A 23,951-nucleotide genomic window follows, 5' to 3' on the forward strand; every position below is an offset into this window, starting at 1 on the left:
ATTACTTCTTCTTTTTGGGGGCGATGACCATCATAAGCTGGCGTCCTTCCATCTTCGGATGCTGCTCAACGGTGCCGTATTCAAGCAGGTCAGCTTCAACCCGCTTCAACAGCTCCATGCCCAGCTCCTGGTGGGCCATCTCACGACCACGGAATCTCAGAGAGATCTTGGCCTTGTCCCCATCGGTAAGGAAACGTACCAGGTTGCGTAGTTTTACCTGGTAATCCCCATCCTCCGTCCCTGGACGAAACTTGATTTCTTTGATCTGGATCTGCTTCTGGTTTTTCTTGGCTTCGTTGGCCTGCTTCTTCTTCTCGAAGAGGTGCTTGCCGTAGTCCATGACCTTACAGACCGGTGGTACCGCGTCTGCAGAGATTTCTACCAGATCCAGCTTCGCTTCATCAGCGATACGCAGCGCTTCATCAATCGAGACGATGCCAACCTGCTCGCCGTCTGCGCCAATTAACCGAACCTCGCGGGCCGAGATATTCTCGTTGATCGGGGCCTTCGGTACAGCACGCTTATCGTTTCTCATTTCACGCTTAATAGTCATTACTCCGATTCTTGGCGACCACGCCGGGAAACCGCTTGTGTCAGAAGCTCAGCGAATTGGGCGACGGGCATGGAGCCCAGGTCTGCGCCTTCGCGAGTACGCACTGCAACGGTCTGCGTTTCGACTTCGCGGTCCCCTATAACCAAAAGGTACGGGACCTTGAGCAAAGTATGCTCGCGGATTTTAAAGCCGATCTTCTCATTTCTCAAGTCCGACTTGGCACGGAAACCGCTACCGTTCAGAGATTTCTCAACCTCGAGGGCGAAATCGGCCTGTTTGTCGGTGATATTCATGATCACCGCCTGGGTCGGCGCCAGCCACGCCGGGAACACGCCAGCGTAGTGCTCGATCAGCATGCCGATGAAGCGCTCGAACGAACCGAGGATGGCACGGTGCAGCATGACCGGGCGAACACGGCTGTTGTCTTCGGCGATGTAGCTGGCGTCCAGACGCTCTGGCAGGTTCGGGTCGTACTGCAGGGTACCACACTGCCAGTTACGGCCGAGGCAGTCGCGCAGGGTAAACTCGATTTTCGGGCCGTAGAAGGCGCCCTCGCCTGGCTGGTATTCCCACTCCAGGCCCGATTCGTTCAGGGCGTCGGCCAGTGCGCTTTCGGCACGGTCCCACAGCTCTTCAGAACCGACACGCTTGGCCGGACGAGTGGACAGCTTCATGGCGATGTCGCTGAAGCCGAAGTCCTTGTACACGTCCAGGGTCAGCTTGATGAAGTCGGCGGCTTCTTTCTTCACCTGTTCTTCGGTGCAGAAGATGTGCGCGTCGTCCTGTACGAAGCCACGCACGCGCATGATGCCGTGCAGGGCGCCGGACGGCTCGTTACGGTGGCAGGCACCGAACTCGGCCAGGCGCAGCGGCAGGTCGCGGTAGCTTTTCAGGCCCTGGTTGAACACCTGCACGTGGCACGGGCAGTTCATCGGTTTTACCGCGTAGTCACGGCTTTCCGACGAAGTGGTGAACATGTTCTCGGCGTAGTTGGACCAGTGGCCGGAACGTTCCCAGAGAATGCGGTCGACAACCTGCGGGGTCTTGATTTCCAGGTAGCCGTTGGCGCGTTGAACCTGACGCATGTACTGCTCGAGTACCTGGTACACGGTCCAGCCGTTGGCGTGCCAGAACACCATGCCCGGGGCTTCTTCCTGCAGGTGGAACAGGTCGAGCTGCTTGCCGATCTTGCGGTGGTCGCGTTTTTCGGCTTCTTCGATGCGCTGAACGTAGGCAGCCAGCTGCTTCTTGTCGGCCCAGGCGGTGCCGTACACGCGCTGCAGCTGCTCGTTCTTGGCATCGCCGCGCCAGTAGGCACCGGACAGCTTGGTCAGCTTGAATGCCTTGAGGAAGCGGGTGTTCGGCACGTGCGGGCCGCGGCACATGTCGACGTATTCTTCGTGGTAGTACAGGCCCATGGCCTGCTCATCCGGCATGTCTTCGACCAGGCGCAGCTTGTAGTCTTCGCCACGGGCCTTGAACACGTCGATGACTTCGGCGCGCGGGGTCACTTTCTTGACCACGTCGTAGTCTTTCTCGATCAGCTCCATCATGCGCTTTTCGATGGCGGCCATGTCTTCAGGGGTGAAGGGGCGCTCGTAGGCGATGTCGTAATAGAAGCCTTCGTCGATAACCGGGCCGATCACCATCTTGGCGGTCGGGTACAGCTGCTTCACCGCGTGGCCGACCAGGTGGGCGCACGAGTGACGGATGATCTCCAGTCCCTCTTCATCTTTAGGGGTGATGATCTGCAGGGTGGCGTCGTGGCTGATCAGGTCGCACGCATCGACCAGTTTGCCGTCGACCTTGCCGGCGACGGTGGCCTTGGCCAGGCCGGCGCCGATGGAAGCGGCAACGTCGGCTACGGATACGGCGTGATCAAACGAGCGTTGACTGCCATCGGGAAGAGTAATAGTGGGCATGGCGCCTCCTCTCCTAGTGGTGACCCCTACCAAAGGTCACGTGGGTTGGGATGAGCCAGTACAAGATCCGACCTGCCCTCCTTTATAAGGAAGCCTGCCTCACAGTGGCAGAAGCCTTTCGGCTTGCAAGGGACGAACCAGAGTGACTGGAAAGAAAAAAGATAGCTGCAGCCGGCACAGCGCGACCACAAGCCGAGCATGCTAGCACGCGGGTTGCACCGCAGGCATAAATATTTGGAAATTGCACCACAGCGGTGAACTAACGCGGAAAAATACCGCTCAGACTTTGGGAAGCAACCTACTCTTGATGAGACCTTGACCCAAGGAGTAACCGGTTATGCGAGTTCCGTCTCTTCTGGCCCTGGCGGCCGCTGGCGCCCTGCTGCTGCCCGTGGCCGCCAACGCTGGCGACTTCCCTGCTGGGAAGGAGGCCGCCTACACCGCCCAGTGCACGCAAGTGGCCGGCAGCCAGGGCGTTGACGCTGCCACCGCGAAAAAACACTGCGACTGCGGCGCACAAGCTATCAAAAAGAATTTCACCGACGCCGAGATTGCCGACCTGGACAGCAAGGATGGCGTGGACGCCAAGCTGATGCAAAAGGCCCAGACCGTGGTGCAACAGGCCTGCGCACCGAAGCGCTGAAACCTTAAACCCGGGGGTGGCTGACCATTATTTTGCGCTGGATCAACATCCGGTGAAGGTAAAAGGCGCTACTTCCGCAGAATTAGACTATGATGTCATCTGTGCCAGACAGCTCAGGCGTCTAGGCACTTCGAAAAATTTCAAGTTTCTGGAGATTCATCCCATGTCCAATCGCCAAACCGGCACCGTCAAATGGTTCAATGATGAGAAAGGCTTCGGCTTCATCACCCCACAAGGCGGCGGCGACGACCTGTTCGTTCACTTCAAGGCCATCGAATCCGACGGCTTCAAGAGCCTGAAAGAAGGTCAGCAAGTTTCCTTCGTCGCCGAGCGCGGTCAGAAGGGCATGCAGGCTGCTCAGGTTCGTCCGGAGTAATTCGGAAGCTGTGAAAAAACCCGCCCTTGTGGCGGGTTTTTTTATGGGCGTTGCGCCACCCAATTCGGGCCTCTTCGCGGGTAAACCCGCTCCCACAGGTTAAGCACAAGGCCCTGTGGGAGCGGGTTTACCCGCGAAGAGGCCTCTGTATCAACCGCAGTTGACGCGGGTTACCTTGCCCTGCTCGTCCACGTTCAGGTTCAGGCGGTCGGAGCGGTACTCCAGGGTGACTACATCGTGCGGCTTGAGAATGCGTGCTGTCTGCGAGCCACTGGCCTTGCGCGCCTGCTCCAGCAGCTCGGCGCTGCCTGGTTTGCCAATGGTAAAATCGGCGCCGCTGGCTTCGCAGCGGCCATCGTTGCCAGCCGATGCGGCTGGCGCATCGCCACCAGCGTCGCCACCTGTGCTGCAACCAGCCAGGACAGCAGCCACCGCCAGGGTTGCCAGGTAAGCACGGGTACGGAACATGAAGCCTCCTAAATGGGTCCGGGAACTGTCTGTTCCGACAGCTCCGCTCAGTATTCGTTGCAAAACCGGTCAAGTCTGCCTGAACTCTAGCATCGAGGCGAAAAGCAATCGTGACCGGATTTTGCACAACCCCCTGCGTTTGCCATATGCTTAGCGCACGGTCACTGGCGCAAAGCCATGATTTGCTACAAGAAGTGGAGTGCATCCCGCCTCCATCGAGCACCAGGGTCAGGTGTTCCCCCTTCGTTCCGGGCCCCCAGCGAGAGCTTTTCATGAGTACCCACAGCATCGATGCCGACATCAAGGTCAAATGGGCCGAGGGCCAGAGCGCGTACAGCCCTGGCACACCGGAAGAATTGCTGTTGATCGCCATTGACCTGTTGGTACGCGACAACGGCGCCGAGGCGGCACGCAGCTTCATCGACCAGGTGTTCGAGCGCTACGCGCCCCACGCGGCTATTCCAATCGCGCCAGACGTGCGCTGAGCAGGTCGAACAGCCCCTGGGCATCGCCCTGCTCCACCCACAGCACATTCGCCGGCTGCTTGAGTACGCCGTACCAGTCGGCAATGGTCTGGCCGAAGGTTGGGCCTTCGCGGCTGTCGATGCTCATATGGATGCGTCGGCCGCTGAACAGCTCGGGCTTTAACAGGTAGGCAATGACGCTGGCGTCATGCACCGGGCCACCGGGCATGCCGTACAGGTCCATGTCGTGGGCAATGTACGCCTTCAGGATATCCACCACGCGCTTGCTGGCCTGGTTGTTCACGGCTGCCAGTTGTTTCAGGCGGGCGTCGCTGGTCAGCAGCTTGTGGGTGACGTCCAGCGGCAGGTAAGTGAGTGGTACACCGCTGGCCAGCACCACTTCGGCGGCGTGGGGATCGGCGTAGAGGTTGAATTCTGCCGCCGGGGTGATGTTGCCGCCGTTGAAGTGGGCACCGCCCATCACCACCACCTCCTTGATGCCCTGGGCGATGTCCGGGCGCTGGATCAGCGCCAGGGCCAGGTTGGTCTGCGGGCCGAGCATGGCCACGGTGATGCTGTGGGGTTTGGCTGCGCCGAGGGTGTCGACCAGGTACTGCACGGCATTACCCTGGGCCAGGGGCGCTTTCGGCTCGTGCACCTGCACACCGGTAAGGCCCTCTTCGCCATGTACGTCGGCGGCGTAGATCGGTGTGCGCACCAGTGGGCGGCCGGCGCCGGCATACACAGGGATGTCTTCGCGGCCCGCCCATTCGCGCGCCAGGCGGGCGTTGCGCGAGGTTTTATCCAGGCGCACGTTGCCGGCCACTGTGGTGATGGCGCGGATATTGAGCTCGTCGGGCGAGGCCATGGCCAGGAACAGCGCGACCACGTCGTCGGCGCCGGGGTCGGTGTCGATGATCAGGTCGATGGGGGCGGCCTGGAGGGTGGTGGCGGTGGCCATGAAGGCGATTCCTTGTAGCAGGGGTTTAAGCATGGGGCACTCCTGTTGCCAGAGCATGATTATTCAGGCTAACCGCAATCCTCTGTGGGAGCGGGCATGCCCGCGAAGAATTCAACTCGGTGAATGGCACCGGCGTTGCCGGTGTTCGCGGGCACGCCCGCTCCCACAGAGATCTGTACAGGCCAACACGACGAGCTAGAAGGTGACGCCGGAGATCAGGGCGATGTTGCTGTAGGGCTGACACTCACCGGTCCTCACCACCGCACGGGCACTGCGCGACAGCACTTTGAAATCTTCATGGCTAATCCATTCGCGCTTGCCCAGCTTGCCCTTCAACCGCTCGATCTCGACCAGCGCCGGCGGCACCACTTTTTGCATTTCTTCAGCCAGCACATGCCGTTCTACCTGCAACTCGCTCAGCACCACCCGCAACACGCTGGCGAAATCCGGCAGGCCGGGCGTGATGGCCAGGTCGATCATTTCAACACCCGGAGGCACCGGCAGCCCGGCATCGCCGATTACCAGGATATCGCCATGCCCCATGCCGGCAATGACCCGCGACAGGGCAACGTTCAGCAAGGGGGTTTTCTTCATGGTGCGAGCTCCGCCAGGTAGGGAATGGACGGCTGGGCACCAGCACGGGTAACCGACAAGGCGGCGGCACGCTGGCCAAAGGCTATGGCCTCGCCCTCCTCCAGCCCCCGCACCAGCCCGGCAGCAAAGCCGCCAATGAAGGTATCGCCAGCAGCCGTGGTGTCCAGCGGTTGCACCACAGGCGCCGGGAAATGCTGATGCCCGTTGGCAGTCACCAGCAAGGCCCCTTGCGCGCCCAAGGTAATGATCACTTTGCCCGCACCCAGTTGCAGCAAGTGCTCACCGGCGCGCCGGGCGCTGTCCTGGTCAGTGACTGCCACGCCGGTCAGGGCTTCGGCCTCGCTTTCGTTAGGCGTGAGGTAATCGATGCGGGCAAACCAGTCCGCCGGCAAGGGGCCGGTGGCCGGCGCCGGGTTCAGGATCACCTGTTTGCCCAGTTCATGCGCCCTGGCCAATGTCCAGGCCACGGTGTCGGCCGGCACTTCCAGCTGGCAGATGACCACCTCGGCCGCCTGCAGCAACGCATCGAAGCGCTGTACCGACTGCGGCGTCAGCAGGCCGTTGCCGCCAGGAATGATGACAATGCAGTTCTGGCTGGCAGCATCCACGGTGATCAGCGCCACACCGCTGGACGTACCCGGGCATGTGCTGACGCCCTGGCAGTCGATACCCTCGACATACAAGGCCCGGTGCAGTTGCCGGCCATAGTCATCGTCACCCACGTTGCCGATCATCGCCACGCTGCCGCCCAGCCGCGCCACCGCCACGGCCTGGTTGGCGCCCTTGCCGCCCGGCACGGTGAAAAAGCTTTCGCCGGGGAGTGTTTCGCCGGCCCGGGGCAGGCGCTGGGCGCGGGCCACCAGGTCCATATTGAGGCTGCCGACCACCACAACCTTGGCATTCATGACGTTTCCTTAGCGTTAGCGGTAATCGTTGAACAAGTCCGGGCGCGGCCCGGTGGACTCACGCAGCACGATGCGCGGGGCAACGATGCGCTGCTCTGCCGCGCCCTGCCGGGGTGTACCTATACGTGTCAGCAACAGTGAAGCGGCGCTCTCGCCCAACTCGCGAATCGACTGGCCCACCGTGGTCAACGGCGGGTACACATAGCGGCTGAGCTCGATGTCGTCGAAGCCGATCACCGACAGCTCGCCGGGCACGCTGATATTGCGTTCAGCTGCCGCACGCAGCACGCCGAAACCGATCATGTCGTTGCCGGCAAAAATCGCCGTGGGCCGCTTGCCCTCCAGCACCTGCGCCGCTGCGGCATGCCCACCAGGGCTGGTGAAGTCGCAGTGCAGCACACGGCTGCCCAGCACCGGCACGCCGACCTCGGCCATGGCACGGCGGAAGCCGTTCAGGCGCAGCTGGGTAACCCCGGTTTCGGCGGGGCCGCCAATATAGGCGACGTCGCGGTGGCCAAGCTCCAGCAGGTGCTGGGTGGCCAGGTACGCGCCCTGCTCGTGGTCGATGCGCACCAGGTCGGCATCGACGCCTTCCAGCTCACGGTCGACGATAACCATCGGCGTGCGTACGCAGGCCAGGCTTTGCAGCAGGTCGCTGTCCTGGCCCACCGAGGCCACCACCAGGCCGTCGATGCGCTTTTCCAGCAGCACGCGCAGGTAACTGCGCTGCTTCTGTGGGTTGTCGTCGGAGTTGCACAAAATCACACAGTAGCCGTTGCGTTCGCAGGCATCTTCAATGCCCCGCGCCAGCTCGGCGAAGTACGGGTTGACGCTGTTGGGCACCAGCAGGCCGATGGTGGCCGTGCTGCGCGCCTTGAGTGAGCGCGCCACCGCGCTGGGCACGTAGTCCAGCTCGATAATGGCGGCTTCAACCTTCTGCCGCACGTGTTCGCTCACCGGCCGGGTCTTGTTCAGTACATGGGACACGGTGGTGTAGGAAATGCCCGCCAGTGCCGCGACGTCTTTGATGGTTGCCATATTGTCAGTTCCGCCGGGCTGCACGCCGGCTGCGGTAGGTGTCGAGCACCACGGCGATGACAATCACCGCCCCGGTGATGATGCGTTTTGTGGGTTCGCTGGCACCGATCTGCGCCAGCCCGGCGGCCAGCACCGAAATGATCAGTACCCCAAAGAAGGTGCTGATGACCGAGCCACGCCCGCCCATCAGGCTGGTGCCGCCGATCACCACGGCGGCGATCACCTGCAGCTCCAGGCCGGAGCCGGCATTGGGGTCTGCTGCTTCCAGGCGCGATATCTGGAACAGCGCGGCCAGGCCGGCGAGCAGCCCCATCAGGGCGAACACCAGCACTTTGTAAGGGCGCGGGTCGATGCCCGCCAGGCGCACGGCCTCTTCGTTGGTACCGATGCCGATCAGGTAGCGGCCGAACACCGTGCGGGTCAGCACCAGGTGGGCCACTACGATCACCAGCAAGGCAATGAGGAACGCTGGCGATATACCAAAGGCCACCGGGTTGGAAAACCACGCATAGGCATCGCCGATATAGGCGGTGCGCGAGTCAGTGAACTGGTAGGCCAGGCCGCGGGCCATTTCCAGCACGCCAAGCGAGACGATGAATGATGGGATACGCCAGGCCACGGTAATGCCGCCGGTGATGCTACCGGCAAGCGCGGCCACGGCCATGCCAAGCAGCGCCGAGGTCAGCGGGTCCCAGCCCCAGCCGAGGATGGCCACACTCACGGCAGAAGCCGCCAGGGCCAGCACCGAGCCCACCGACAAGTCGATGCCGCCGATGATCAGCACAAAGGTCATGCCCACCGCCAGCACCATCAGGTCGGGGATCTGGTTGGCCAGGGTACTGAAGGTGTTGTACGACCAGAAGTGGCTGCTGAGGAACGAGAACAGCACAATCATCGCCAGCAAGGCGCCGGCCAGGCCCAGGTAAGTGCCCAGGCCAAAATAGGTGCCACTGCGGCGCACAGGGGCGGCGCCTTGGCTGTCGAGCGGGGTGGTTTTCATGCGTCCATCCTGGGGGCTGCAGCGTGCAGCAGTGCGTCACGTTTCTGGTAACCGGCAAAGGCTGCGGCCAGCAACTGGTCCTGGCTCCAATGATCACGGTCGAAGGTGTCGATCAGGCGACCGGCCGACAGCACGGCGATGCGGTCGCAGATCAGCATCAGCTCGCGCAGGTCGCTGGACACCACCACCAGCGCCTTGCCCTGGCGCGCCAGTTCGGCCAGCAGGCCATAGATGTCGAACTTGGCACCCACGTCGATGCCACGGGTGGGCTCGTCGAACAGCAGCACCTGGCAGTCACGCTCCAGCCAGCGGCCAATCACCACCTTCTGCTGGTTGCCGCCAGACAGCTCGCCCACAACCTGGTGGGCGCCGGCACTGCGAATGCGCATGGCCTGGATCTGGCGCTCGGCCAAGGCCTGCTCCGCCTGGCCATCGAGCACGCCGGCCCGCGACACCGCGCCCAGGTTGCCCAAGGCGATGTTGGCGCTGATCGACTGCGTCAGCAGCAGGCCCTCGCCTTTGCGGTCTTCGGTAATCAGCGCGATACCCGCCTTTACGGCAGCCTTGGGCGAGTCGATGGTGACGGTTTGTAGTGGTTGGCCGAGCGCGATGCTGCCGCTGTCGGCACGGTCGGCGCCGTAGATCAGCCGCAACAGCTCGGTACGCCCGGCGCCGATCAGGCCGGAGATGCCGAAGATCTCCCCTGCCCTGACGTCGAACGACACATCGCGCACCTTGTCAGCACGGCTGAGCTTGTCGACCTTGAGCAGCGGTGCGCCGATCTGGCGGCGGCCCAGGTCGATATGTTCGCCCAGCTCGCGGCCGACCATCAGGTTGACCAGCTCCGCACTGCTGTAGCGCTGGATTGGCTCGTCGCACACCAGTTTGCCGTCGCGCAGCACGACGATGCGCTGTGCCACGCGCTGCAGTTCCTCCAGGCGGTGGGAAATGTAGACAATGGCCACACCACGCTGGCGCAGGCGCTCGATCTGGGTGAACAGCAGCTCCACCTCGCGCGCAGTGAGCATCGCCGTGGGCTCATCAAAAATCAGCACATGGCAGTCGCCGATCAGGTTGCGGGCAATCTCGACCATCTGCTGATGGCCAATGCCAAGCTCGCCGACCGGGGTGTCCGGGTCGATGGCGTCGAGCCCGACCTGGGCCATGGCGGCCGTGGCCAACTGGCGCAGGCGCTTGTGGCTGATCCAGCCGAAGCGGCTGGGCAGGTTGTCGAGAAACAGGTTTTCCGCCACGGTCAACGTCGGCAGCAGGTTCAGCTCCTGCATCACCATACGTACACCAAGGCGCTCGGCCTCGCTGCGGCTGGCAGGCGCGTAGGCCTGGCCCCGATAGGTCATGTGCCCGGTGGTGGGCACCTCCAGGCCGCTGACAAGCTTGGACAGCGTACTCTTGCCCGCGCCGTTCTCGCCGGTCAGGGCCAACACTTCGCCGGCGCGCAGGCTCAGGCTGACCTCGCCGAGCACGGGCTGGGCGTAGGTCTTGCCCAGGCCGCTGGCGGCGAGCACCACTTCGTTGGCCGATGCAGACATGGCCGTTTCTCCTGGCAGCGTCAGGGCTTCTTGGTGATGAGTTCGACCGGGGTCTGGATGACGTTGTCGGCATCCACATCAGGCTTCTCGCCCTTGACCATTTTCAGTGCGGCCTGGATGCCGTACACCGCCTGCTGGCTGGCGGCCTGGTCGAGGGTGGCAAGCACGCGACCATCGGCAAGCATCGGCTTGATGGCGTTGATGTTGTCATAGCCCACCACTTGCACCTGGCCGGTCTTGCCGGCGGCACGCACGGCCGACACGGCACCCAGCGCCATGCTGTCGTTGCCGGCCAGCAAGGCTTTCAGCTCGGGGTATTCGTTGAGCATGGCGGCAGCGACGGCGTTGCCTTTGTCGATTTCCCAGTTGCCGCTTTGTACCGAGACGATTTTCATCTGCGCGGCATCCATGGCGTCCTTGAAGCCGGCGGTGCGCTGCTGGGCGTTGGTGGTGGTCGGCACCCCTTCGATGATGCCCACCTGGTCGCCGGCCTTGAGCTTCTCGTTGGCCAGATAGTCGCCGACCAGGCGCGCGCCTTTGCGGTTGTCGGGGCCGACGAAGGGCACGCTGATGCCTTTGCTCTTGAGCAGGTCAGGGTCCAGGCGGTTGTCGATGTTGATCACCACCACGCCCTGGTCCATGGCCTTCTTCACCACCGACACCAGCGCTTTGGAATCAGCCGGGGCAATCACCAGCGCCTTGGCGCCGGAATTGACCATCTGCTCGACGATGCGGATCTGTTCGCCGGTGTCGGTTTCGTTCTTGATGCCGTTGGCGACCAGGTCGAATTCGTCGGCGTGGGTTTTCTGATAGTCCTTGGCGCCGTCTTCCATGGTGCGGAAGAACTCGTTGGCCAGTGACTTCATCACCAGGGCGACCTTGGGCTTGTCTTCGGCATGGGCGGCAGACAATGGCAGGGCGAGGGAAAGGGAGGAAACGACAGCGATGGCCAGCAGACGACCGGGGAACGGCAGTTTCATGGACGATGACTCCGAATCTTGTGTTTTTTATCGGATCGCAAACGTTTGCGTTGACTAACTATGGAAACAGGATGGGGGTTTGTCAAATCCGTTTGGCGTTCGGGGGCCAAAGCACTGCTGTGCCGATTATCCAGATTTTTCCGGAAAACCGAACACCTTTTCCTATGCTTGTTCGGAATTACGAATGGAAAGATGCCCAATGTGGGAGCGGCCTTGTGTCGCGAAAGGGCCGCAACGCGGCCCCGGCCATGTGTGCTGAGGCGCCGAAACCCGGGGCCGCTACGCGCCCCTTTCGCGACGCAAGGCCGCTCCCACAAAAAGCAGTCCGCGCAAGCTGGTACGAAACATGCCTGAAGCCCTGCGCGACTCAATAAATATCTCACTAGGAAGAGAGAACAATAACGATGAATGCCGCACTCAAAACCTTCGCCCCCAGCGCACTCGCCCTGCTGCTGATCCTGCCAGCCACCGCCTCGGCCAAAGAAGCCGAAACCCAGCAAAAGCTCGCCAACGTGGTCATCCTCGCCACTGGCGGCACGATTGCCGGCGCCGGCGCCAGCGCGGCCAACAGCGCCACCTACCAGGCCGCCAAGCTGGGCATCGACAAGCTGATCGCCGGTGTGCCGGAACTGGCCGACATCGCCAACGTGCGCGGCGAGCAGGTGATGCAGATCGCCTCTGAAAGCATCACCAACGAAGACTTGCTCAAGCTCGGCAAGCGCGTTGCCGAACTGGCCGAGAGCAAGGACGTCGACGGCATCGTCATTACCCACGGTACCGACACCCTCGAAGAAACCGCCTACTTCCTCAACCTGGTAGAAAAGACCGACAAGCCAATCGTGGTGGTCGGTTCGATGCGCCCAGGCACCGCCATGTCTGCCGACGGCATGCTCAACCTGTACAACGCCGTGGCCGTGGCCAGCGACAAGCAGTCGCGTGGCAAGGGCGTGCTGGTGACCATGAATGACGAGATCCAGTCGGGCCGTGACGTGAGCAAGTCGGTCAACATCAAGACCGAAGCCTTCAAGAGCGCCTGGGGCCCCATGGGTATGGTGGTGGAAGGCAAGTCCTACTGGTTCCGCCTGCCGGCCAAGCGCCACACGGTCAATTCCGAGTTCGACATCAAGCAGATCAGCAGCCTGCCACAGGTGGACATCGCCTATGGCTATGGCAACGTGACCGACACCGCCTACAAGGCACTGGCACAAAACGGTGCCAAGGCGCTGATCCATGCCGGTACCGGCAACGGTTCGGTGTCGTCGCGGGTGGTGCCGGCGTTGCAGGAACTGCGCAAGAACGGCGTGCAGATCATCCGCTCGTCGCACGTCAACCAGGGTGGCTTCGTGCTGCGCAACGCCGAACAGCCGGATGACAAGAACGACTGGGTGGTAGCCCATGACCTGAACCCGCAGAAGGCGCGGATTCTGGCGATGGTCGCCATGACCAAGACCCAGGACAGCAAAGAGCTGCAGCGGATCTTCTGGGAGTACTAAGGGCCTCACGCTCCACTGTGGGAGCCTGAAGCCTGCGCCATCACTGTGGGAGCGGGCATGCCCGCGAAGAACCCAGCGCGGTGGATGGCACCGGCTTCGCCGGTGTTCGCGGCGGTTCGACGCCTCGGCACGCCCGCTCCCACAGTGATGGCGCAAACTCCTGGATTCTGAACAAGACAGTTGCCCCCACAAAAGATCAGTGCATGGCCTTGAGATTGGTACGAGGCTACGGCGCGATGCGCTTCAGGTCATTCAACAACCCCATCAGCTGCTGCAGCTTCTCTTCACCAAACTGCGCCTGAATCTTCTGGTAGTTGGCCTCCATCCCTTCCTTCATCGAGGCAAAGCACGCCTCCCCGCCCTCGGTCAGGCTAACGAACACCCGCCGCTGGTCCTGCGCCGCCTTCTGCCGCCGCACCAGCCCGTCGCGCTCCAGGCGCCCCAGTACCCCGGTCATGCTCGGCTTGAGGATGCAGGCCAGCTCCGCCAGCTGGTAATTCTCCAGCTCGCCATGCTGCTTGAGGATGCGGATTACCCGCCATTGCTGCTCGGTCAGGTCGTGCTGGTTCAACAGCGGCCTGAAAAATGCCATCGCGGCTTCTCGCGCCTGCAACAGGCTTAGCGTGAGCGAAGGTTGCGTCTTGGTCATGGTCAAACCTGTGGCTTTTTCTCAATTCACGAATTTAAGGGCATGCACGATGGAAAGTGCAATCTGTTCCACGGAAAACCCATTCAAGCCCGGCGCGCGGGCTGCGACCATCCGCTGCAAACAACAACAGCAAGCGGGTGAGCCGACGTGGCCATTTCACTGCAATTCTGCCTGCCGCTGGCGGTACTCCCCGGGCGTGAGCTTGGCGTAGCGGTTGAAGAAGCGGCTGAAATAGGCCGGGTCCTTGAAACCGAGCTGGTAACAGATTTCGTTGGCCGTGCTGCCGGAAAACAACAGCAAACGCTTGGCTTCCTGCATCAGCCGTTCCAGTACAAGGCGTTTGGACGGCAAGTCGGCGATGCGCCGGCACACATCGTTCAGCCGCGCCTCGGTCACGCCGATCTGCTCCGCGTAGCGGGCCAGCGGCCAGTGCTCAAGGTAATGCGCTTCGATCAGCGCATTGAAGCGGTGGAAGATCTTCAGGTCTTCATGCCGCGCCGGGGTCGATTCCAGCGAGTGGGGGCACAGCCGCAGCAGGCTGATCATGATCAGGCGGGTCAGCGACTGCAACGCCGCCTCGCGCCCCGGTTGCTGCGTGGCAAATTCGTCACTCAACGCCTCCAGCCAGCCTTGCAGGCGCTGCGCCTCGGCCTTATATTCGGCCGGCAGGTTGCCCAGCGCCACACAGGCCGGCTGCACCTGCATGCCCGCCGGCAGCAAGCTGGCATCGGCTTCGATCAATTGCCACACCAATTGCTGGCGCACCGTCAGCACATGCCCGTCGCTGTCGGCTTCGGTGACGAACGCGTGCGCCACCGTGGGCGGCGTGAGGAAAAACATCGGCCCGGCCTCGATGTACTGCTGGTCATCCAGGTACACCCGCACCGTGCCCGACTTCACGTAATGCACCTGGAAAAACCGGTCATGCCGGTGCACCGGCATGTTGCGCCCGAAAAAGCCCGCCAGGTTGCCCAGCCGGTCGTAATGCACTTCGCTGTCACTGTAGCGCTGGTCGTAGACCTGGCCGATGTTGATGTTCGGTATCGGATGCCGGTCGCTCATGGCTGCTTGCTCGCAAATCGCTTGACCCTGTTGACGATGGCCCATGGTGCCTTGCCTTGCCGGCAGGCGCCACTGGCCACCCCTTGACCATCGTTAACATATTAACTATAACATTAACACATTAACGAAATCCGCAGGACGGCCACCGCCCTGCACTGCCAGGAGAAGAGCATGAGCCATGCCCTGCATGACGTTGCCAGCGGCACCCTGTTCGGCGTCGCGCTGAACTACCAGGGTTTGCTGCAGCAGCACCAAGCGGCGTTCGTCGAAGCACCGTACAAGCAACTGCCGGTCAAGCCGGTGCTGTTCGTCAAGACCCCGAACACCCGCAACCAGCATGAAGGCCAGGTGGTGTTCCCGGCCGGCGTGCAGCGCGTGCAACCCGGCCCGGCGCTGGGTGTGGTGATTGGCAAGGACGCCAGCCGCGTCAGCGTGGCCGATGCCCTGGCGCATGTGGCGGGCTACACCATCGTCAACGAAGTGAGCCTGCCCGAAGACAGCTACTACCGCCCGGCAGTCAAGGCCAAGTGCCGCGATGGCTTTTGCCCGGTCGGCCCTGAACTGGTACCTGCCAGCCAGGTGGCCAACCCCGATGCCCTGGGCCTGCGCCTGTATGTGAATGGCGAACTGCGCCAGCACAACAACACCGCCAACTGCGTACGCACGGTGGCCCAGCTGATTGCCGAAATCAGCGAGTTCATGACCCTGCACGCCGGCGACATCCTGATCACCGGCACCCCCGAGGGCCGCGTCGATGTACAGCCAGGTGACCGCGTCGATATCGAGATCGACGGCCTGGGCAAGCTGACCAACCACATCGTCGCCGAGTGAGGAATTACCTGTGAAACACGCCCGTATCCAGTTCGACGGCCAGGTCCACGATGTCACTGTCGAAGACGATCACCTGCGCCTGGCCGATGGCCGTCTGGTCCATCAGGACCAGGTCACCTGGCTGCCACCGGCCACCGGCAGCATGTTCGCCCTGGGCCTGAACTACGCCGACCACGCCAGGGAGCTGGCCTTCGCGCCGCCCACCGAACCCCTGGCCTTCATCAAGTCGCCGGGCACCTACACCGGCCACAACCAGGTCACCTGGCGCCCGGACAACGTCGAATACATGCACTACGAGTGCGAGCTGGTCGCGGTCATCGGCAAAGCGGCGAAAAACGTCAAGCGTGAAAACGCCCTGGCCTATGTAGCCGGCTACACCGTGTGCAACGACTACGCCATCCGCGACTACCTGGAAAACTATTACCGCCCCAACCTGCGGGTGAAAAACCGCGATGCCACCACCCCGGTCGGCCCGTGGATCGTCGATGCGGCCGATGTGCCGGACGTCAGCAACCTGAAGCTGCGCACCTGGATCAACGGTGAGTTGAAGCAGGAAGGCACCACGGCGGACATGATCTTCGACATCCCGCACCTCATCGAATACTTCTCCAGCTTCATGACCCTGCAACCGGGCGACATGATCGCCACCGGCACGCCAGAAGGCCTGGCCGATGTGGTGCCGGGCGATGAAGTGGTGGTGGAAGTGGAAGGCGTCGGTCGCCTGGTCAACCGTATCGTCAGCGAAGCTGACTTCTTCAAGAACAACAAGGCATGAGCAGCATGATCAAGCACTGGATCAACGGCCGAGAGGTCGAGAGCAAAGACACCTTCGTCAACTACAACCCGGCCACCGGCGATGCCATCTGTGAAGTCGCCAGCGGCGGCGCCGAGGAAGTGGCCCAGGCCGTGGCCGCGGCCAAGGAAGCCTTCCCCAAGTGGGCCAACACCCCGGCCAAGGAACGTGCCCGGCTGATGCGCAAGCTGGGTGAGCTGATCGAGCAGAACGTGCCGAAACTGGCCGAGCTGGAAACCCTCGACACCGGCCTGCCGATCCACCAGACCAAGAACGTGCTGATCCCGCGTGCCTCGCACAACTTCGACTTCTTTGCCGAAGTGTGCACACGCATGGACGGCCACACCTACCCGGTCGACGACCAGATGCTCAACTACACCCTGTACCAGCCGGTGGGTGTGTGCGGCCTGGTAAGCCCGTGGAACGTACCGTTCATGACGGCTACCTGGAAGACAGCCCCATGCCTGGCGCTGGGCAACACCGCCGTGCTGAAGATGAGCGAACTGTCGCCGCTGACTGCCAACGAACTGGGCCGCCTGGCTGTAGAAGCCGGCATCCCCAACGGCGTGCTGAACGTGATCCAGGGCTACGGCGCTACCGCCGGCGATGCACTGGTCCGCCACCCGGATGTACGTGCCATTTCCTTCACCGGCGGCACGGCCACCGGCAAGAAGATCATGCAGACCGCGGGCCTTAAAAAGTACTCGATGGAACTGGGCGGCAAGTCGCCCGTGCTGATCTTCGAAGACGCCGACCTTGAGCGTGCGCTGGACGCCGCGTTGTTCACCATCTTCTCGCTGAACGGCGAACGCTGCACCGCCGGCAGCCGCATCTTCATCCAGGACAGCGTGTACCCGCAGTTCGTTGCCGAGTTCGCGGTCCGCGCCAAGCGCCTGATCGTCGGCGACCCGACCGACCCGAAAACCCAGGTCGGCTCGATGATCACCCAGCAGCACTACGACAAGGTCACCGGCTACATCCGCATCGGCATCGAAGAAGGCGCACGCCTGGTCGCCGGTGGCCTGGAGCGCCCGGCCAACCTGCCGGCGCACCTGGCCAAAGGGCAGTTCATCCAGCCCACTGTGTTCGCCGACGTGAACAACAAGATGCGCATTGCCCAGGAAGAAATCTTCGGCCCGGTGGTGTGCCTGATCCCGTTCAAGGACGAAGCCGAGGCGCTGCAACTGGCCAACGACACCGAGTACGGCCTGGCCTCGTACATCTGGACCCAGGACATCGGCAAGGCCCACCGCCTGGCGCGTGGCATCGAGGCCGGCATGGTGTTCATCAACAGCCAGAACGTGCGCGACCTGCGCCAGCCGTTCGGCGGCGTGAAAGGTTCCGGTACCGGGCGTGAAGGCGGGCAGTACAGCTTCGAGGTCTTTGCAGAGATCAAGAACGTGTGTATTTCCATGGGTAGCCACCACATTCCTCGCTGGGGCGTATAACGCTGGCTCGATCGGTTAAGTAACCCTGTGGGAGCGGGCGCGCCCGCGAAAAACCCGACGCGGTGGATGGCACCGGCTACGCCGGTGTTCGCGGGCATGCCCGCTCCCACAAGGGCGTCGCGTCGGCCGACCGTTGCTCCCACACGACAACAACATCCTCAAACCGGAGCTTTCCATGGGCAAACTCGCTCTCACTGCCAAGATTACCCATGTACCGTCCATGTACATGTCCGAACTGCCAGGCCCGCGCCAGGGCTTTCGCCAGGCGGCCATCGACGGGCATCACGAAATCAGCCGCCGTTGCCGTGAGCTGGGCGTGGACACCATCGTCGTGTTCGACACCCACTGGCTGGTCAACGCCAACTACCACGTGCTGTGCGGGCCGCATTTCGAGGGCGTGTACACCAGCAACGAACTGCCGCACTTCATCAGCAACATGCCCTACGCGTTCCCCGGCAACCCAGAGCTGGGCAAGCTGCTGGCCGAGGAATGCAACCGTTTCAACGTCGAAACCATGGCCCACCACGCCACCACCCTCGCCCCGGAATACGGCACCCTGGTGCCCATGCGCTACATGAACCAGGACCAGCACTTCAAGGTGGTCTCGGTCTCGGCACTGTGCACCTCGCACTACCTGGCCGACAGCGCCCGCCTGGGCTGGGCCATGCGCAAGGCCGTGGAAGACCATTACGACGGCACCGTGGCGTTCCTGGCCAGCGGCTCGCTGTCGCACCGCTTCGCGCAGAACGGCCAGGCGCCGGACTTCGCCACCAAGGTGTGGAGCCCGTTCCTCGAAACCCTCGACCACCGTGTGGTGCAAATGTGGCAGGACGGTGAGTGGGAAGCGTTCTGCGGGATGCTGCCGGAGTACGCCGCCAAAGGCCACGGCGAAGGTTTCATGCACGACACGGCGATGCTGCTGGGTGCGCTGGGCTGGTCCGATTACGACGGCAAGGCCGAAGTGGTCACGCCCTACTTCGGCTCTTCCGGCACTGGCCAGATCAACGCGATCTTCCCGGTTACCCCGCAGGACGGGGGCGCCATCCCTGCTGCCCAGGCCGCCAACCCGGCCGCCGTGGTGTCCACCAGCCGCCTGTAACCCACCCGTTCGCGCCTGGTCGCCCTGGCGGGTGGCCAGCCGCGCCTCACCGAGGAGGCACCCATGCCACACCTGGTTCTGCTCTATACCCCCGACCTTGAAACCGACGCCGACATCCCCGGCCTGTGCCGCGCCCTGGCCGACACCATGCTCGAACAACGCGATGCCGAAGGCAAAGCCGTATTCCCCACTGGCGGTACCCGCGTGCTGGCCTACCCCGCCGCCCATTGCGCGGTGGCCGACGGCAAAGGCGAATACGGCTTCCTGTACGCCAACCTGCGCATGGCTACCGGCCGTAGCGCCGAGGTGCACAAAGCAGTGGGCGACAGCTTGCTGGCAGTGTTGAAAGCCCGCCTGGACCCCCTGCTGCAACAGCGCCCGATCGGCATCACCGTGCAGATCGACCACAGCACCGCACAGGTTTACGACGCCAAGCACAGCACCTTGCACCCACTGTTCAACCGCTAGCGCGCCGACGCAAACCACGCCCTCCCCGACTCATTACAGAACAAGTACAAAAACATGAGCACACTCGAACAAGCCTCGCCGCGCGAGGCACACGCTGAACGGGCCGACAGTACCCATCGGGCAGTCACCTGGCGGCTGATGCCGCTGCTGCTGGTGTGCTACCTGTTCGCCCACCTGGACCGCATCAACATCGGCTTCGCCAAGATGCAGATGAGCCAGGACCTACACTTGTCCGACACCGTCTACGGCCTGGGTGCCGGGCTGTTCTTCATTGCCTATGCGCTGTTCGGCGTCCCCAGTAACCTGATGCTCGACCGCATTGGCCCACGCCGCTGGATCGCCTGCCTGATGGTGGTGTGGGGGCTGTTGTCGACCAGCATGCTGCTGATCGAAAGCAGCAGCGCGTTCTACCTGTTGCGCTTTGCCCTGGGCGCGGCCGAGGCCGGGTTTTTCCCGGGCATTCTGGTTTACCTCAACCGCTGGTACCCGGCCGGGCGCCGTGCCCAGGTCACCGCGCTGTTCGCCATTGCCGTGCCATTGGCCGGGGTGGTCGGCGGGCCGGTGTCCGGGGCCATCCTGGCCTTCATGCACGACACCGGCGGCCTGCGTGGCTGGCAGTGGATGTTCCTGCTCGAAGGTGCGCCGGTGGTGTTGCTGGGCCTGGTGGTACTGGCCGTTCTGCCGGAGCACTTCGAGCGGGTGAGCTGGTTGAATGAGCAGCAGAAAGCCACGCTGCGCGCACAATTTGGTGAGGAAGAACAGCGCAAGCCGGTGACCTCGTTCAGTGCCATTTTCGCCAGCCGTGCGCTGTGGCTGCTGGTGGCGGTGTATTGCGCGGTGATGCTGGCGGTGAACACCCTGGCGTTCTGGATGCCCAGCCTGATTCACAGTGCCGGTGTGGCCAGCGACGCCAGTGTCGGCCTGCTCAGCGCTGTGCCGTACGTGGCCGGCTGCGTGTTCATGCTGGCTTGCGGGCGCTCCAGCGACCGCCAGCGCGAGCGCCGCTGGCACCTGTGCGTACCGCTGCTGATGGCTGCCGTCGGCATCGGCATTGCGGCCATTGCCCCCGAGCAGGCGCTGCCGGTAATGGCCGGCCTGGTGCTGGCCGGCATGGGCGCCAGCGCTGCGCTGCCGATGTTCTGGCAACTGCCGCCGGCATTTCTCAACGCCCGCACCCAGGCCGCCGGCATTGCCCTGATCAGCTCGCTGGGCAGCATCGCCTCGTTCTTCACGCCCTATTTCATCGGCTGGGTGCGCGACACCACCCACAGCGCCAGCCTGGCCCTGTACGTACTCGCCGTCTTCATCGCCCTGGGTGGCCTGCTGGTGCTGCGCACCCAGGCTGCCATCGTCAACCCTTGAATCAAGAGACCGCCCCCATGCTAGACAACGCTTTCATCCAGCACGCCGCCGAACGCCTCGACCAGGCCGAACGCTCCCGCGAGCAAGTGCGCCAGTTCTCGCTGGAGCAACCGGCAATCACCATCGAAGACGCCTACGCCATCCAGCGCGCCTGGGTAGCAAAAAAGATCGCTGCCGGGCGCAAGCTGGTGGGCCACAAGATCGGCCTGACCTCACGCGCCATGCAGGTGTCGTCGAACATCACCGAGCCCGACTACGGCGCCTTGCTCGACGACATGCTGTTCGACGAAGGCAGCGACATCCCCTTCGACCGCTTCATCGTGCCACGCGTTGAAGTGGAGCTGGCGTTCATCCTCGGCAAACCGCTGAAGGGCCCGAACGTCACCGTATTCGATGTGCTGGACGCAACCGAATGGGTGATCCCGGCGCTGGAGATCATCGACGCGCGCATCCAGCAGGTGGACCCGCAAACCCAGGCCACCCGCAAGGTGTTCGACACCATCTCCGACAACGCCGCCAATGCCGGTGTGGTAATGGGCGGGCGGGCCGTGCGCCCCACCGAAATCGACCTGCGCAAGGTGCCGGCGGTGCTGTACCGCAATGGCGTGATCGAGGAGTCCGGGGTCAGCGCCGCCGTGCTCAACCACCCGGCCAAAGGCGTTGCCTGGCTGGCCAACAAACTGGCCCCGTACGACGTCACCCTGCAGCCCGGCCAGATCATCCTCGGGGGTTCGTTCACCCGCCCGGTCGCCGCGCGCCCTGGTGACACCTTCCACGTCGACTACGACATGCTCGGCTCCATCGCCTGCCGCTTCGTTTGAGGACCTGCCCATGGACATGCCCATCAACCACTTCAAGCAACGCCTGCGCAGCGGTGAACCGCAAATCGGCCTGTGGCTCGGCCTGGCCGATGCCTACTGCGCAGAGCTGGCCGCCAATGCCGGTTTCGACTGGCTGCTGATCGACGGCGAACATGCGCCCAACGACCTGCGCGGCATGCTCGCGCAGTTGCAGGCGGTGGCGCCCTACCCCAGCCAGGCGGTGATCCGCCCGGTGATCGGCGATACCGCGCTGATCAAGCAAGTGCTGGATATCGGCGCACAGACCTTGCTGGTGCCGATGGTGGAAGCTGCCGAACAGGCGCAGCAACTGGTGAAGGCCATGCACTACCCGCCCAACGGTATTCGCGGGGTGGGCAGCGCGCTGGCGCGGGCTTCGCGCTGGAACACCCTCCCCGGTTACCTCGACCACGCCGATGAACAGATGTGCCTGTTGGTGCAGATCGAGAACAAGGAAGGCTTGGCCAACCTGGACGAGATCGTTGCGGTGGCGGGTGTGGATGGCGTGTTCATCGGGCCTGCGGACCTGAGTGCGGCGATGGGGCATCGGGGCAATCCGGGGCACCCGGAGGTGCAGGCGGCGATTGAAGACGCGATCGTGCGCATTGGCAAGGCGGGCAAGGCTGCGGGTATTCTTAGCGCGGATGAAAAGCTGGCGCGACGCTACATCGAACTGGGCGCGGCGTTTGTGGCGGTGGGTGTGGATACCACAGTGCTGATGCGGGGGCTGCGCGAGTTGGCGGGGAAGTTCAAGGATACCCCGGTGGTCAGCAGTGTCGGGGGTGGTGTCTACTAAGGCACCTTAGCGGATGGCACCGGCTTTGCCGGTGTTCGCGGGCTTGCCCGCTCCCACAGTGGTTGCGTATGCCTGCACTCAGCGCAAAACCTGTGGGAGCGGGCAAGCCCGCGAAGGGCCGCAAAGCGGCCCCGGTCTTTCGAGGGTGTCAGAGATTTTGTGTTCGGGCATAACATGAGTAAGAGGTGCATGTATGCCAACCAAAAAGAAACCCTTGCGTGACCTGCCCAAAATCCCCAAAGAGCTGCTGGAGCAGTTCGGTGAGGGCCTGATGACCGCAGAAGCTATCGAGGATGCCTCTGCGGCATTCAAGAAGGCCCTGATCGAACGTGCTCTGCATGCCGAGCTTGGCCACCACCTAGGTTATCCGCCGGGCGCGCAGCGCCCAGAGGATGAAACCAATCAGCGTAACGGCAAGAGTAGCAAGACGGTTTTGACCGGCGATGGCCCGCTGCGACTGGAAATTCCTCGCGACCGAGACGGCAGTTTTGCGCCCATCCTGATTCCTAAGCATGAGCGGCGGTACACCGGTTTCGATGACAAGATCATCGCCATGTACGCCCGTGGAATGACGGTCAGAGAGATCCGGGCATTTCTGTCCGAGCAATACGGCACCGACGTTTCACCCGACTTCATCAGCTCTGTAACAGACGAGGTCATGGAAGAAATTGGCGCGTGGCAACAGCGGCCACTGGAGCCGATGTACCCGGTCATTTTCTTTGATGCGCTGCGGGTGAAGATTCGCGAAGAAGGCCTGGTGCGCAACAAAGCCATTTACTTGGCTTTGGGCGTTCTACCCGACGGGACGCGTGACATCCTGGGCATCTGGATCGAGAACACCGAGGGTGCGAAGTTTTGGATGAAGGTCTTTAACGATCTCAAGACGCGTGGTGTCGAAGATGTGCTGATTGCCGTGACCGATGGCCTCAAAGGTATGCCAGAGGCCCTCAGTGCCGTGTTTCCAGAGACGACGCTGCAGACGTGCATCGTGCACCTGATCCGCAACAGCCTCGAATACGCGGCCTGGGACAAGCGACGGGCTCTGGCCAAGGAGCTAAAGCCGATTTACCAAGCCATCAATGCCGAAGCGGCTGAGCAGGCACTCAATGAGTTCGAGAACGGGCCATGGGGTGAGAAATATCCAACGGTGGTGGCTGCTTGGCGACGGGCTTGGGATCGCGTGATTCCATTCTTTGTTTTCCCGCCCGCCATCCGGAAGGTGATCTACACCACCAACGCCATCGAGAGCATCAACGCCCAGCTACGCAAGGTCATCAAGACTCGCGGGCATTTCCCGAATGATGATGCAGCGACCAAACTGATTTGGCTGGGATTGCGCAACATAACAGCCAATTGGGGAAAACCGGCCCATGATTGGAAAAGCGCGATGAATCAATTTGCGATTCTGTACGGAGATCGGTTCATCAGGCCAACCTGGTGAAAATCAGGGCCTGCCTAACGGCAGGCCGTTACCGGCCCGCACACAAAAAATCTGACAGTCCCCGCGGCGCTTCGCAGCACAAGGCTGCTCCTACATCTGTTTCGGGCCAATTTCTCCTGTGAAGCAGGCGCGCGGCCCCTTTGCGTCCACCTCGATATCGTGCCGGACGAACAAGGCGGTCGCGCGCGTTGGTGCAGGCGTCACTGGCCCGAAACA

General features: G+C 62.7%; 25 protein-coding genes. 13 read left to right on the forward strand and 12 right to left on the reverse strand.

Annotated features, from left to right (window positions below; genetic code table 11):
- Nucleotide 1: 1 nt before the first annotated feature.
- On the reverse strand, nucleotides 2-553 hold the full coding sequence (gene infC, locus ABOC32_RS21510; protein ID WP_016499016.1) for a translation initiation factor IF-3: 552 nt from the start codon (nucleotides 551-553) through the stop codon (nucleotides 2-4).
- The gene (gene thrS / locus ABOC32_RS21515) at nucleotides 553-2,475 is read right to left on the reverse strand and encodes a threonine--tRNA ligase (RefSeq protein ID WP_016499015.1); all 1,923 of its coding nucleotides are present in this window, start codon (nucleotides 2,473-2,475) and stop codon (nucleotides 553-555) included. The genes infC and thrS overlap by 1 nt, the downstream gene beginning before the upstream one ends.
- Nucleotides 2,476-2,812: 337 nt before the next feature.
- On the opposite strand from thrS, the gene ABOC32_RS21520 reads away from it, so the two are divergent.
- Together ABOC32_RS21520 and ABOC32_RS21525 are read left to right on the forward strand one after the other, a co-directional pair.
- Nucleotides 2,813-3,118 carry a hypothetical protein gene (locus ABOC32_RS21520; RefSeq protein WP_426808781.1) on the forward strand — a complete coding sequence of 102 codons (306 nt, stop codon included), beginning with the start codon at nucleotides 2,813-2,815 and terminating at the stop codon, nucleotides 3,116-3,118.
- Between the two features lie 163 nt (nucleotides 3,119-3,281).
- Nucleotides 3,282-3,494: a cold-shock protein gene (locus tag ABOC32_RS21525; protein ID WP_016499013.1), complete on the forward strand. Its 213-nt coding sequence runs from the start codon at nucleotides 3,282-3,284 to the stop codon at nucleotides 3,492-3,494.
- 150 nt (nucleotides 3,495-3,644) lie between these two features.
- Here the strand turns inward: ABOC32_RS21525 and ABOC32_RS21530 are convergent, their stop codons facing one another.
- Nucleotides 3,645-3,962 (reverse strand): I78 family peptidase inhibitor, encoded by a 318-nt coding sequence (locus ABOC32_RS21530; RefSeq protein WP_426808782.1) that lies wholly within the window; start codon nucleotides 3,960-3,962, stop codon nucleotides 3,645-3,647.
- Between the two features lie 272 nt (nucleotides 3,963-4,234).
- Here ABOC32_RS21530 and ABOC32_RS21535 point away from each other — a divergent pair, with 272 nt between their 5' ends.
- Nucleotides 4,235-4,447, forward strand: coding sequence for a hypothetical protein (locus ABOC32_RS21535; protein WP_016499011.1), 213 nt, complete (start codon nucleotides 4,235-4,237; stop codon nucleotides 4,445-4,447).
- Here the strand turns inward: ABOC32_RS21535 and ABOC32_RS21540 are convergent.
- The 7 genes from ABOC32_RS21540 to ABOC32_RS21570 form a co-directional block, all read right to left on the reverse strand.
- Nucleotides 4,419-5,420, reverse strand: a complete 1,002-nt coding sequence (locus ABOC32_RS21540; protein WP_426808783.1) for a nucleoside hydrolase — start codon at nucleotides 5,418-5,420, stop codon at nucleotides 4,419-4,421. The two genes, ABOC32_RS21535 and ABOC32_RS21540, sit on opposite strands and share 29 nt — an antisense overlap.
- A 162-nt stretch (nucleotides 5,421-5,582) precedes the next feature.
- Nucleotides 5,583-5,981, reverse strand: a complete 399-nt coding sequence (gene rbsD / locus ABOC32_RS21545) for a D-ribose pyranase (RefSeq protein WP_426808784.1) — start codon at nucleotides 5,979-5,981, stop codon at nucleotides 5,583-5,585.
- Nucleotides 5,978-6,886 carry a ribokinase gene (gene rbsK, locus ABOC32_RS21550; protein ID WP_426808785.1) on the reverse strand — a complete coding sequence of 303 codons (909 nt, stop codon included), beginning with the start codon at nucleotides 6,884-6,886 and terminating at the stop codon, nucleotides 5,978-5,980. The genes rbsD and rbsK overlap by 4 nt, the downstream gene beginning before the upstream one ends.
- A gap of 15 nt (nucleotides 6,887-6,901) precedes the next feature.
- Nucleotides 6,902-7,924 (reverse strand): LacI family DNA-binding transcriptional regulator, encoded by a 1,023-nt coding sequence (locus ABOC32_RS21555; protein ID WP_043199738.1) that lies wholly within the window; start codon nucleotides 7,922-7,924, stop codon nucleotides 6,902-6,904.
- A 4-nt stretch (nucleotides 7,925-7,928) separates the two neighbouring features.
- Nucleotides 7,929-8,924 carry an ABC transporter permease gene (locus tag ABOC32_RS21560; RefSeq protein WP_426808786.1) on the reverse strand — a complete coding sequence of 332 codons (996 nt, stop codon included), beginning with the start codon at nucleotides 8,922-8,924 and terminating at the stop codon, nucleotides 7,929-7,931.
- Nucleotides 8,921-10,474 carry a sugar ABC transporter ATP-binding protein gene (locus ABOC32_RS21565; protein WP_426808787.1) on the reverse strand — a complete coding sequence of 518 codons (1,554 nt, stop codon included), beginning with the start codon at nucleotides 10,472-10,474 and terminating at the stop codon, nucleotides 8,921-8,923. Before ABOC32_RS21565 ends, ABOC32_RS21560 begins: the two co-directional genes overlap by 4 nt.
- A 20-nt stretch (nucleotides 10,475-10,494) precedes the next feature.
- Nucleotides 10,495-11,454: a sugar ABC transporter substrate-binding protein gene (locus ABOC32_RS21570; protein ID WP_426808788.1), complete on the reverse strand. Its 960-nt coding sequence runs from the start codon at nucleotides 11,452-11,454 to the stop codon at nucleotides 10,495-10,497.
- Nucleotides 11,455-11,858: 404 nt separating this feature from the next.
- On the opposite strand from ABOC32_RS21570, the gene ABOC32_RS21575 reads away from it, so the two are divergent.
- Nucleotides 11,859-12,947 (forward strand): asparaginase, encoded by a 1,089-nt coding sequence (locus ABOC32_RS21575; protein ID WP_043199743.1) that lies wholly within the window; start codon nucleotides 11,859-11,861, stop codon nucleotides 12,945-12,947.
- Nucleotides 12,948-13,173: 226 nt separating this feature from the next.
- On the opposite strand, the gene hpaR is transcribed toward ABOC32_RS21575, so the two are convergent.
- Nucleotides 13,174-13,596: a homoprotocatechuate degradation operon regulator HpaR gene (gene hpaR / locus ABOC32_RS21580; RefSeq protein WP_016499002.1), complete on the reverse strand. Its 423-nt coding sequence runs from the start codon at nucleotides 13,594-13,596 to the stop codon at nucleotides 13,174-13,176.
- Nucleotides 13,597-13,752: 156 nt separating this feature from the next.
- Nucleotides 13,753-14,658 carry a 4-hydroxyphenylacetate catabolism regulatory protein HpaA gene (hpaA, locus tag ABOC32_RS21585; protein ID WP_426811640.1) on the reverse strand — a complete coding sequence of 302 codons (906 nt, stop codon included), beginning with the start codon at nucleotides 14,656-14,658 and terminating at the stop codon, nucleotides 13,753-13,755.
- A 171-nt stretch (nucleotides 14,659-14,829) separates the two neighbouring features.
- Between hpaA and ABOC32_RS21590 the strand changes: the two genes are divergently transcribed.
- The 9 genes from ABOC32_RS21590 to ABOC32_RS21630 all read left to right on the forward strand — a co-directional run bounded on the left by ABOC32_RS21590 (nucleotide 14,830) and on the right by ABOC32_RS21630 (nucleotide 23,735).
- A complete protein-coding gene (locus tag ABOC32_RS21590) occupies nucleotides 14,830-15,489 on the forward strand; it encodes a fumarylacetoacetate hydrolase family protein (protein ID WP_234227154.1) in 660 nt (219 codons plus the stop codon).
- A 10-nt stretch (nucleotides 15,490-15,499) separates the two neighbouring features.
- The gene (locus tag ABOC32_RS21595) at nucleotides 15,500-16,264 is read left to right on the forward strand and encodes a fumarylacetoacetate hydrolase family protein (RefSeq protein WP_426808789.1); all 765 of its coding nucleotides are present in this window, start codon (nucleotides 15,500-15,502) and stop codon (nucleotides 16,262-16,264) included.
- Between the two features lie 5 nt (nucleotides 16,265-16,269).
- Nucleotides 16,270-17,730 (forward strand): 5-carboxymethyl-2-hydroxymuconate semialdehyde dehydrogenase, encoded by a 1,461-nt coding sequence (gene hpaE, locus ABOC32_RS21600; protein ID WP_426811641.1) that lies wholly within the window; start codon nucleotides 16,270-16,272, stop codon nucleotides 17,728-17,730.
- Between the two features lie 175 nt (nucleotides 17,731-17,905).
- Nucleotides 17,906-18,829 carry a 3,4-dihydroxyphenylacetate 2,3-dioxygenase gene (gene hpaD / locus ABOC32_RS21605; RefSeq protein WP_086975720.1) on the forward strand — a complete coding sequence of 308 codons (924 nt, stop codon included), beginning with the start codon at nucleotides 17,906-17,908 and terminating at the stop codon, nucleotides 18,827-18,829.
- A 63-nt stretch (nucleotides 18,830-18,892) separates the two neighbouring features.
- Nucleotides 18,893-19,297: a 5-carboxymethyl-2-hydroxymuconate isomerase gene (locus tag ABOC32_RS21610; RefSeq protein ID WP_426808790.1), complete on the forward strand. Its 405-nt coding sequence runs from the start codon at nucleotides 18,893-18,895 to the stop codon at nucleotides 19,295-19,297.
- 54 nt (nucleotides 19,298-19,351) lie between these two features.
- On the forward strand, nucleotides 19,352-20,659 hold the full coding sequence (locus ABOC32_RS21615; RefSeq protein WP_426808791.1) for an MFS transporter: 1,308 nt from the start codon (nucleotides 19,352-19,354) through the stop codon (nucleotides 20,657-20,659).
- Nucleotides 20,660-20,676: 17 nt separating this feature from the next.
- Nucleotides 20,677-21,480 (forward strand): 2-oxo-hept-4-ene-1,7-dioate hydratase, encoded by an 804-nt coding sequence (gene hpaH / locus ABOC32_RS21620; protein WP_426808792.1) that lies wholly within the window; start codon nucleotides 20,677-20,679, stop codon nucleotides 21,478-21,480.
- A gap of 10 nt (nucleotides 21,481-21,490) precedes the next feature.
- Complete coding sequence (gene hpaI, locus ABOC32_RS21625) at nucleotides 21,491-22,294, forward strand: 4-hydroxy-2-oxoheptanedioate aldolase (RefSeq protein WP_426808793.1); 804 nt, start codon at nucleotides 21,491-21,493, stop codon at nucleotides 22,292-22,294.
- Nucleotides 22,295-22,487: 193 nt separating this feature from the next.
- Complete coding sequence (locus ABOC32_RS21630; protein WP_426808794.1) at nucleotides 22,488-23,735, forward strand: IS256 family transposase; 1,248 nt, start codon at nucleotides 22,488-22,490, stop codon at nucleotides 23,733-23,735.
- Nucleotides 23,736-23,951: the final 216 nt, after the last annotated feature.

The sequence above is a fragment of the Pseudomonas sp. WOUb67 genome (assembly GCF_050058005.1).
Lineage (GTDB): Bacteria > Pseudomonadota > Gammaproteobacteria > Pseudomonadales > Pseudomonadaceae > Aquipseudomonas > Aquipseudomonas putida_R.

What these genes read in the sequence shown, in the direction of transcription:
- ABOC32_RS21520 (WP_426808781.1), top strand. Translation starts at nt 2,813, where the DNA reads ATGCGAGTTCCGTCTCTTCTGGCCCTGGCGGCCGCTGGCGCCCTGCTG.
- hpaA (WP_426811640.1), bottom strand. Translation starts at nt 14,658, where the DNA reads ATGAGCGACCGGCATCCGATACCGAACATCAACATCGGCCAGGTCTAC.
- infC (WP_016499016.1), bottom strand. Translation starts at nt 553, where the DNA reads ATGACTATTAAGCGTGAAATGAGAAACGATAAGCGTGCTGTACCGAAG.
- ABOC32_RS21535 (WP_016499011.1), top strand. Translation starts at nt 4,235, where the DNA reads ATGAGTACCCACAGCATCGATGCCGACATCAAGGTCAAATGGGCCGAG.
- ABOC32_RS21565 (WP_426808787.1), bottom strand. Translation starts at nt 10,474, where the DNA reads ATGTCTGCATCGGCCAACGAAGTGGTGCTCGCCGCCAGCGGCCTGGGC.
- ABOC32_RS21630 (WP_426808794.1), top strand. Translation starts at nt 22,488, where the DNA reads ATGCCAACCAAAAAGAAACCCTTGCGTGACCTGCCCAAAATCCCCAAA.
- ABOC32_RS21590 (WP_234227154.1), top strand. Translation starts at nt 14,830, where the DNA reads ATGAGCCATGCCCTGCATGACGTTGCCAGCGGCACCCTGTTCGGCGTC.
- ABOC32_RS21610 (WP_426808790.1), top strand. Translation starts at nt 18,893, where the DNA reads ATGCCACACCTGGTTCTGCTCTATACCCCCGACCTTGAAACCGACGCC.
- rbsD (WP_426808784.1), bottom strand. Translation starts at nt 5,981, where the DNA reads ATGAAGAAAACCCCCTTGCTGAACGTTGCCCTGTCGCGGGTCATTGCC.
- ABOC32_RS21560 (WP_426808786.1), bottom strand. Translation starts at nt 8,924, where the DNA reads ATGAAAACCACCCCGCTCGACAGCCAAGGCGCCGCCCCTGTGCGCCGC.
- ABOC32_RS21575 (WP_043199743.1), top strand. Translation starts at nt 11,859, where the DNA reads ATGAATGCCGCACTCAAAACCTTCGCCCCCAGCGCACTCGCCCTGCTG.
- hpaI (WP_426808793.1), top strand. Translation starts at nt 21,491, where the DNA reads ATGGACATGCCCATCAACCACTTCAAGCAACGCCTGCGCAGCGGTGAA.
- ABOC32_RS21525 (WP_016499013.1), top strand. Translation starts at nt 3,282, where the DNA reads ATGTCCAATCGCCAAACCGGCACCGTCAAATGGTTCAATGATGAGAAA.
- ABOC32_RS21530 (WP_426808782.1), bottom strand. Translation starts at nt 3,962, where the DNA reads ATGTTCCGTACCCGTGCTTACCTGGCAACCCTGGCGGTGGCTGCTGTC.
- thrS (WP_016499015.1), bottom strand. Translation starts at nt 2,475, where the DNA reads ATGCCCACTATTACTCTTCCCGATGGCAGTCAACGCTCGTTTGATCAC.
- hpaH (WP_426808792.1), top strand. Translation starts at nt 20,677, where the DNA reads ATGCTAGACAACGCTTTCATCCAGCACGCCGCCGAACGCCTCGACCAG.
- ABOC32_RS21540 (WP_426808783.1), bottom strand. Translation starts at nt 5,420, where the DNA reads ATGCTTAAACCCCTGCTACAAGGAATCGCCTTCATGGCCACCGCCACC.
- hpaR (WP_016499002.1), bottom strand. Translation starts at nt 13,596, where the DNA reads ATGACCAAGACGCAACCTTCGCTCACGCTAAGCCTGTTGCAGGCGCGA.
- rbsK (WP_426808785.1), bottom strand. Translation starts at nt 6,886, where the DNA reads ATGAATGCCAAGGTTGTGGTGGTCGGCAGCCTCAATATGGACCTGGTG.
- hpaE (WP_426811641.1), top strand. Translation starts at nt 16,270, where the DNA reads ATGATCAAGCACTGGATCAACGGCCGAGAGGTCGAGAGCAAAGACACC.
- hpaD (WP_086975720.1), top strand. Translation starts at nt 17,906, where the DNA reads ATGGGCAAACTCGCTCTCACTGCCAAGATTACCCATGTACCGTCCATG.
- ABOC32_RS21570 (WP_426808788.1), bottom strand. Translation starts at nt 11,454, where the DNA reads ATGAAACTGCCGTTCCCCGGTCGTCTGCTGGCCATCGCTGTCGTTTCC.
- ABOC32_RS21615 (WP_426808791.1), top strand. Translation starts at nt 19,352, where the DNA reads ATGAGCACACTCGAACAAGCCTCGCCGCGCGAGGCACACGCTGAACGG.
- ABOC32_RS21555 (WP_043199738.1), bottom strand. Translation starts at nt 7,924, where the DNA reads ATGGCAACCATCAAAGACGTCGCGGCACTGGCGGGCATTTCCTACACC.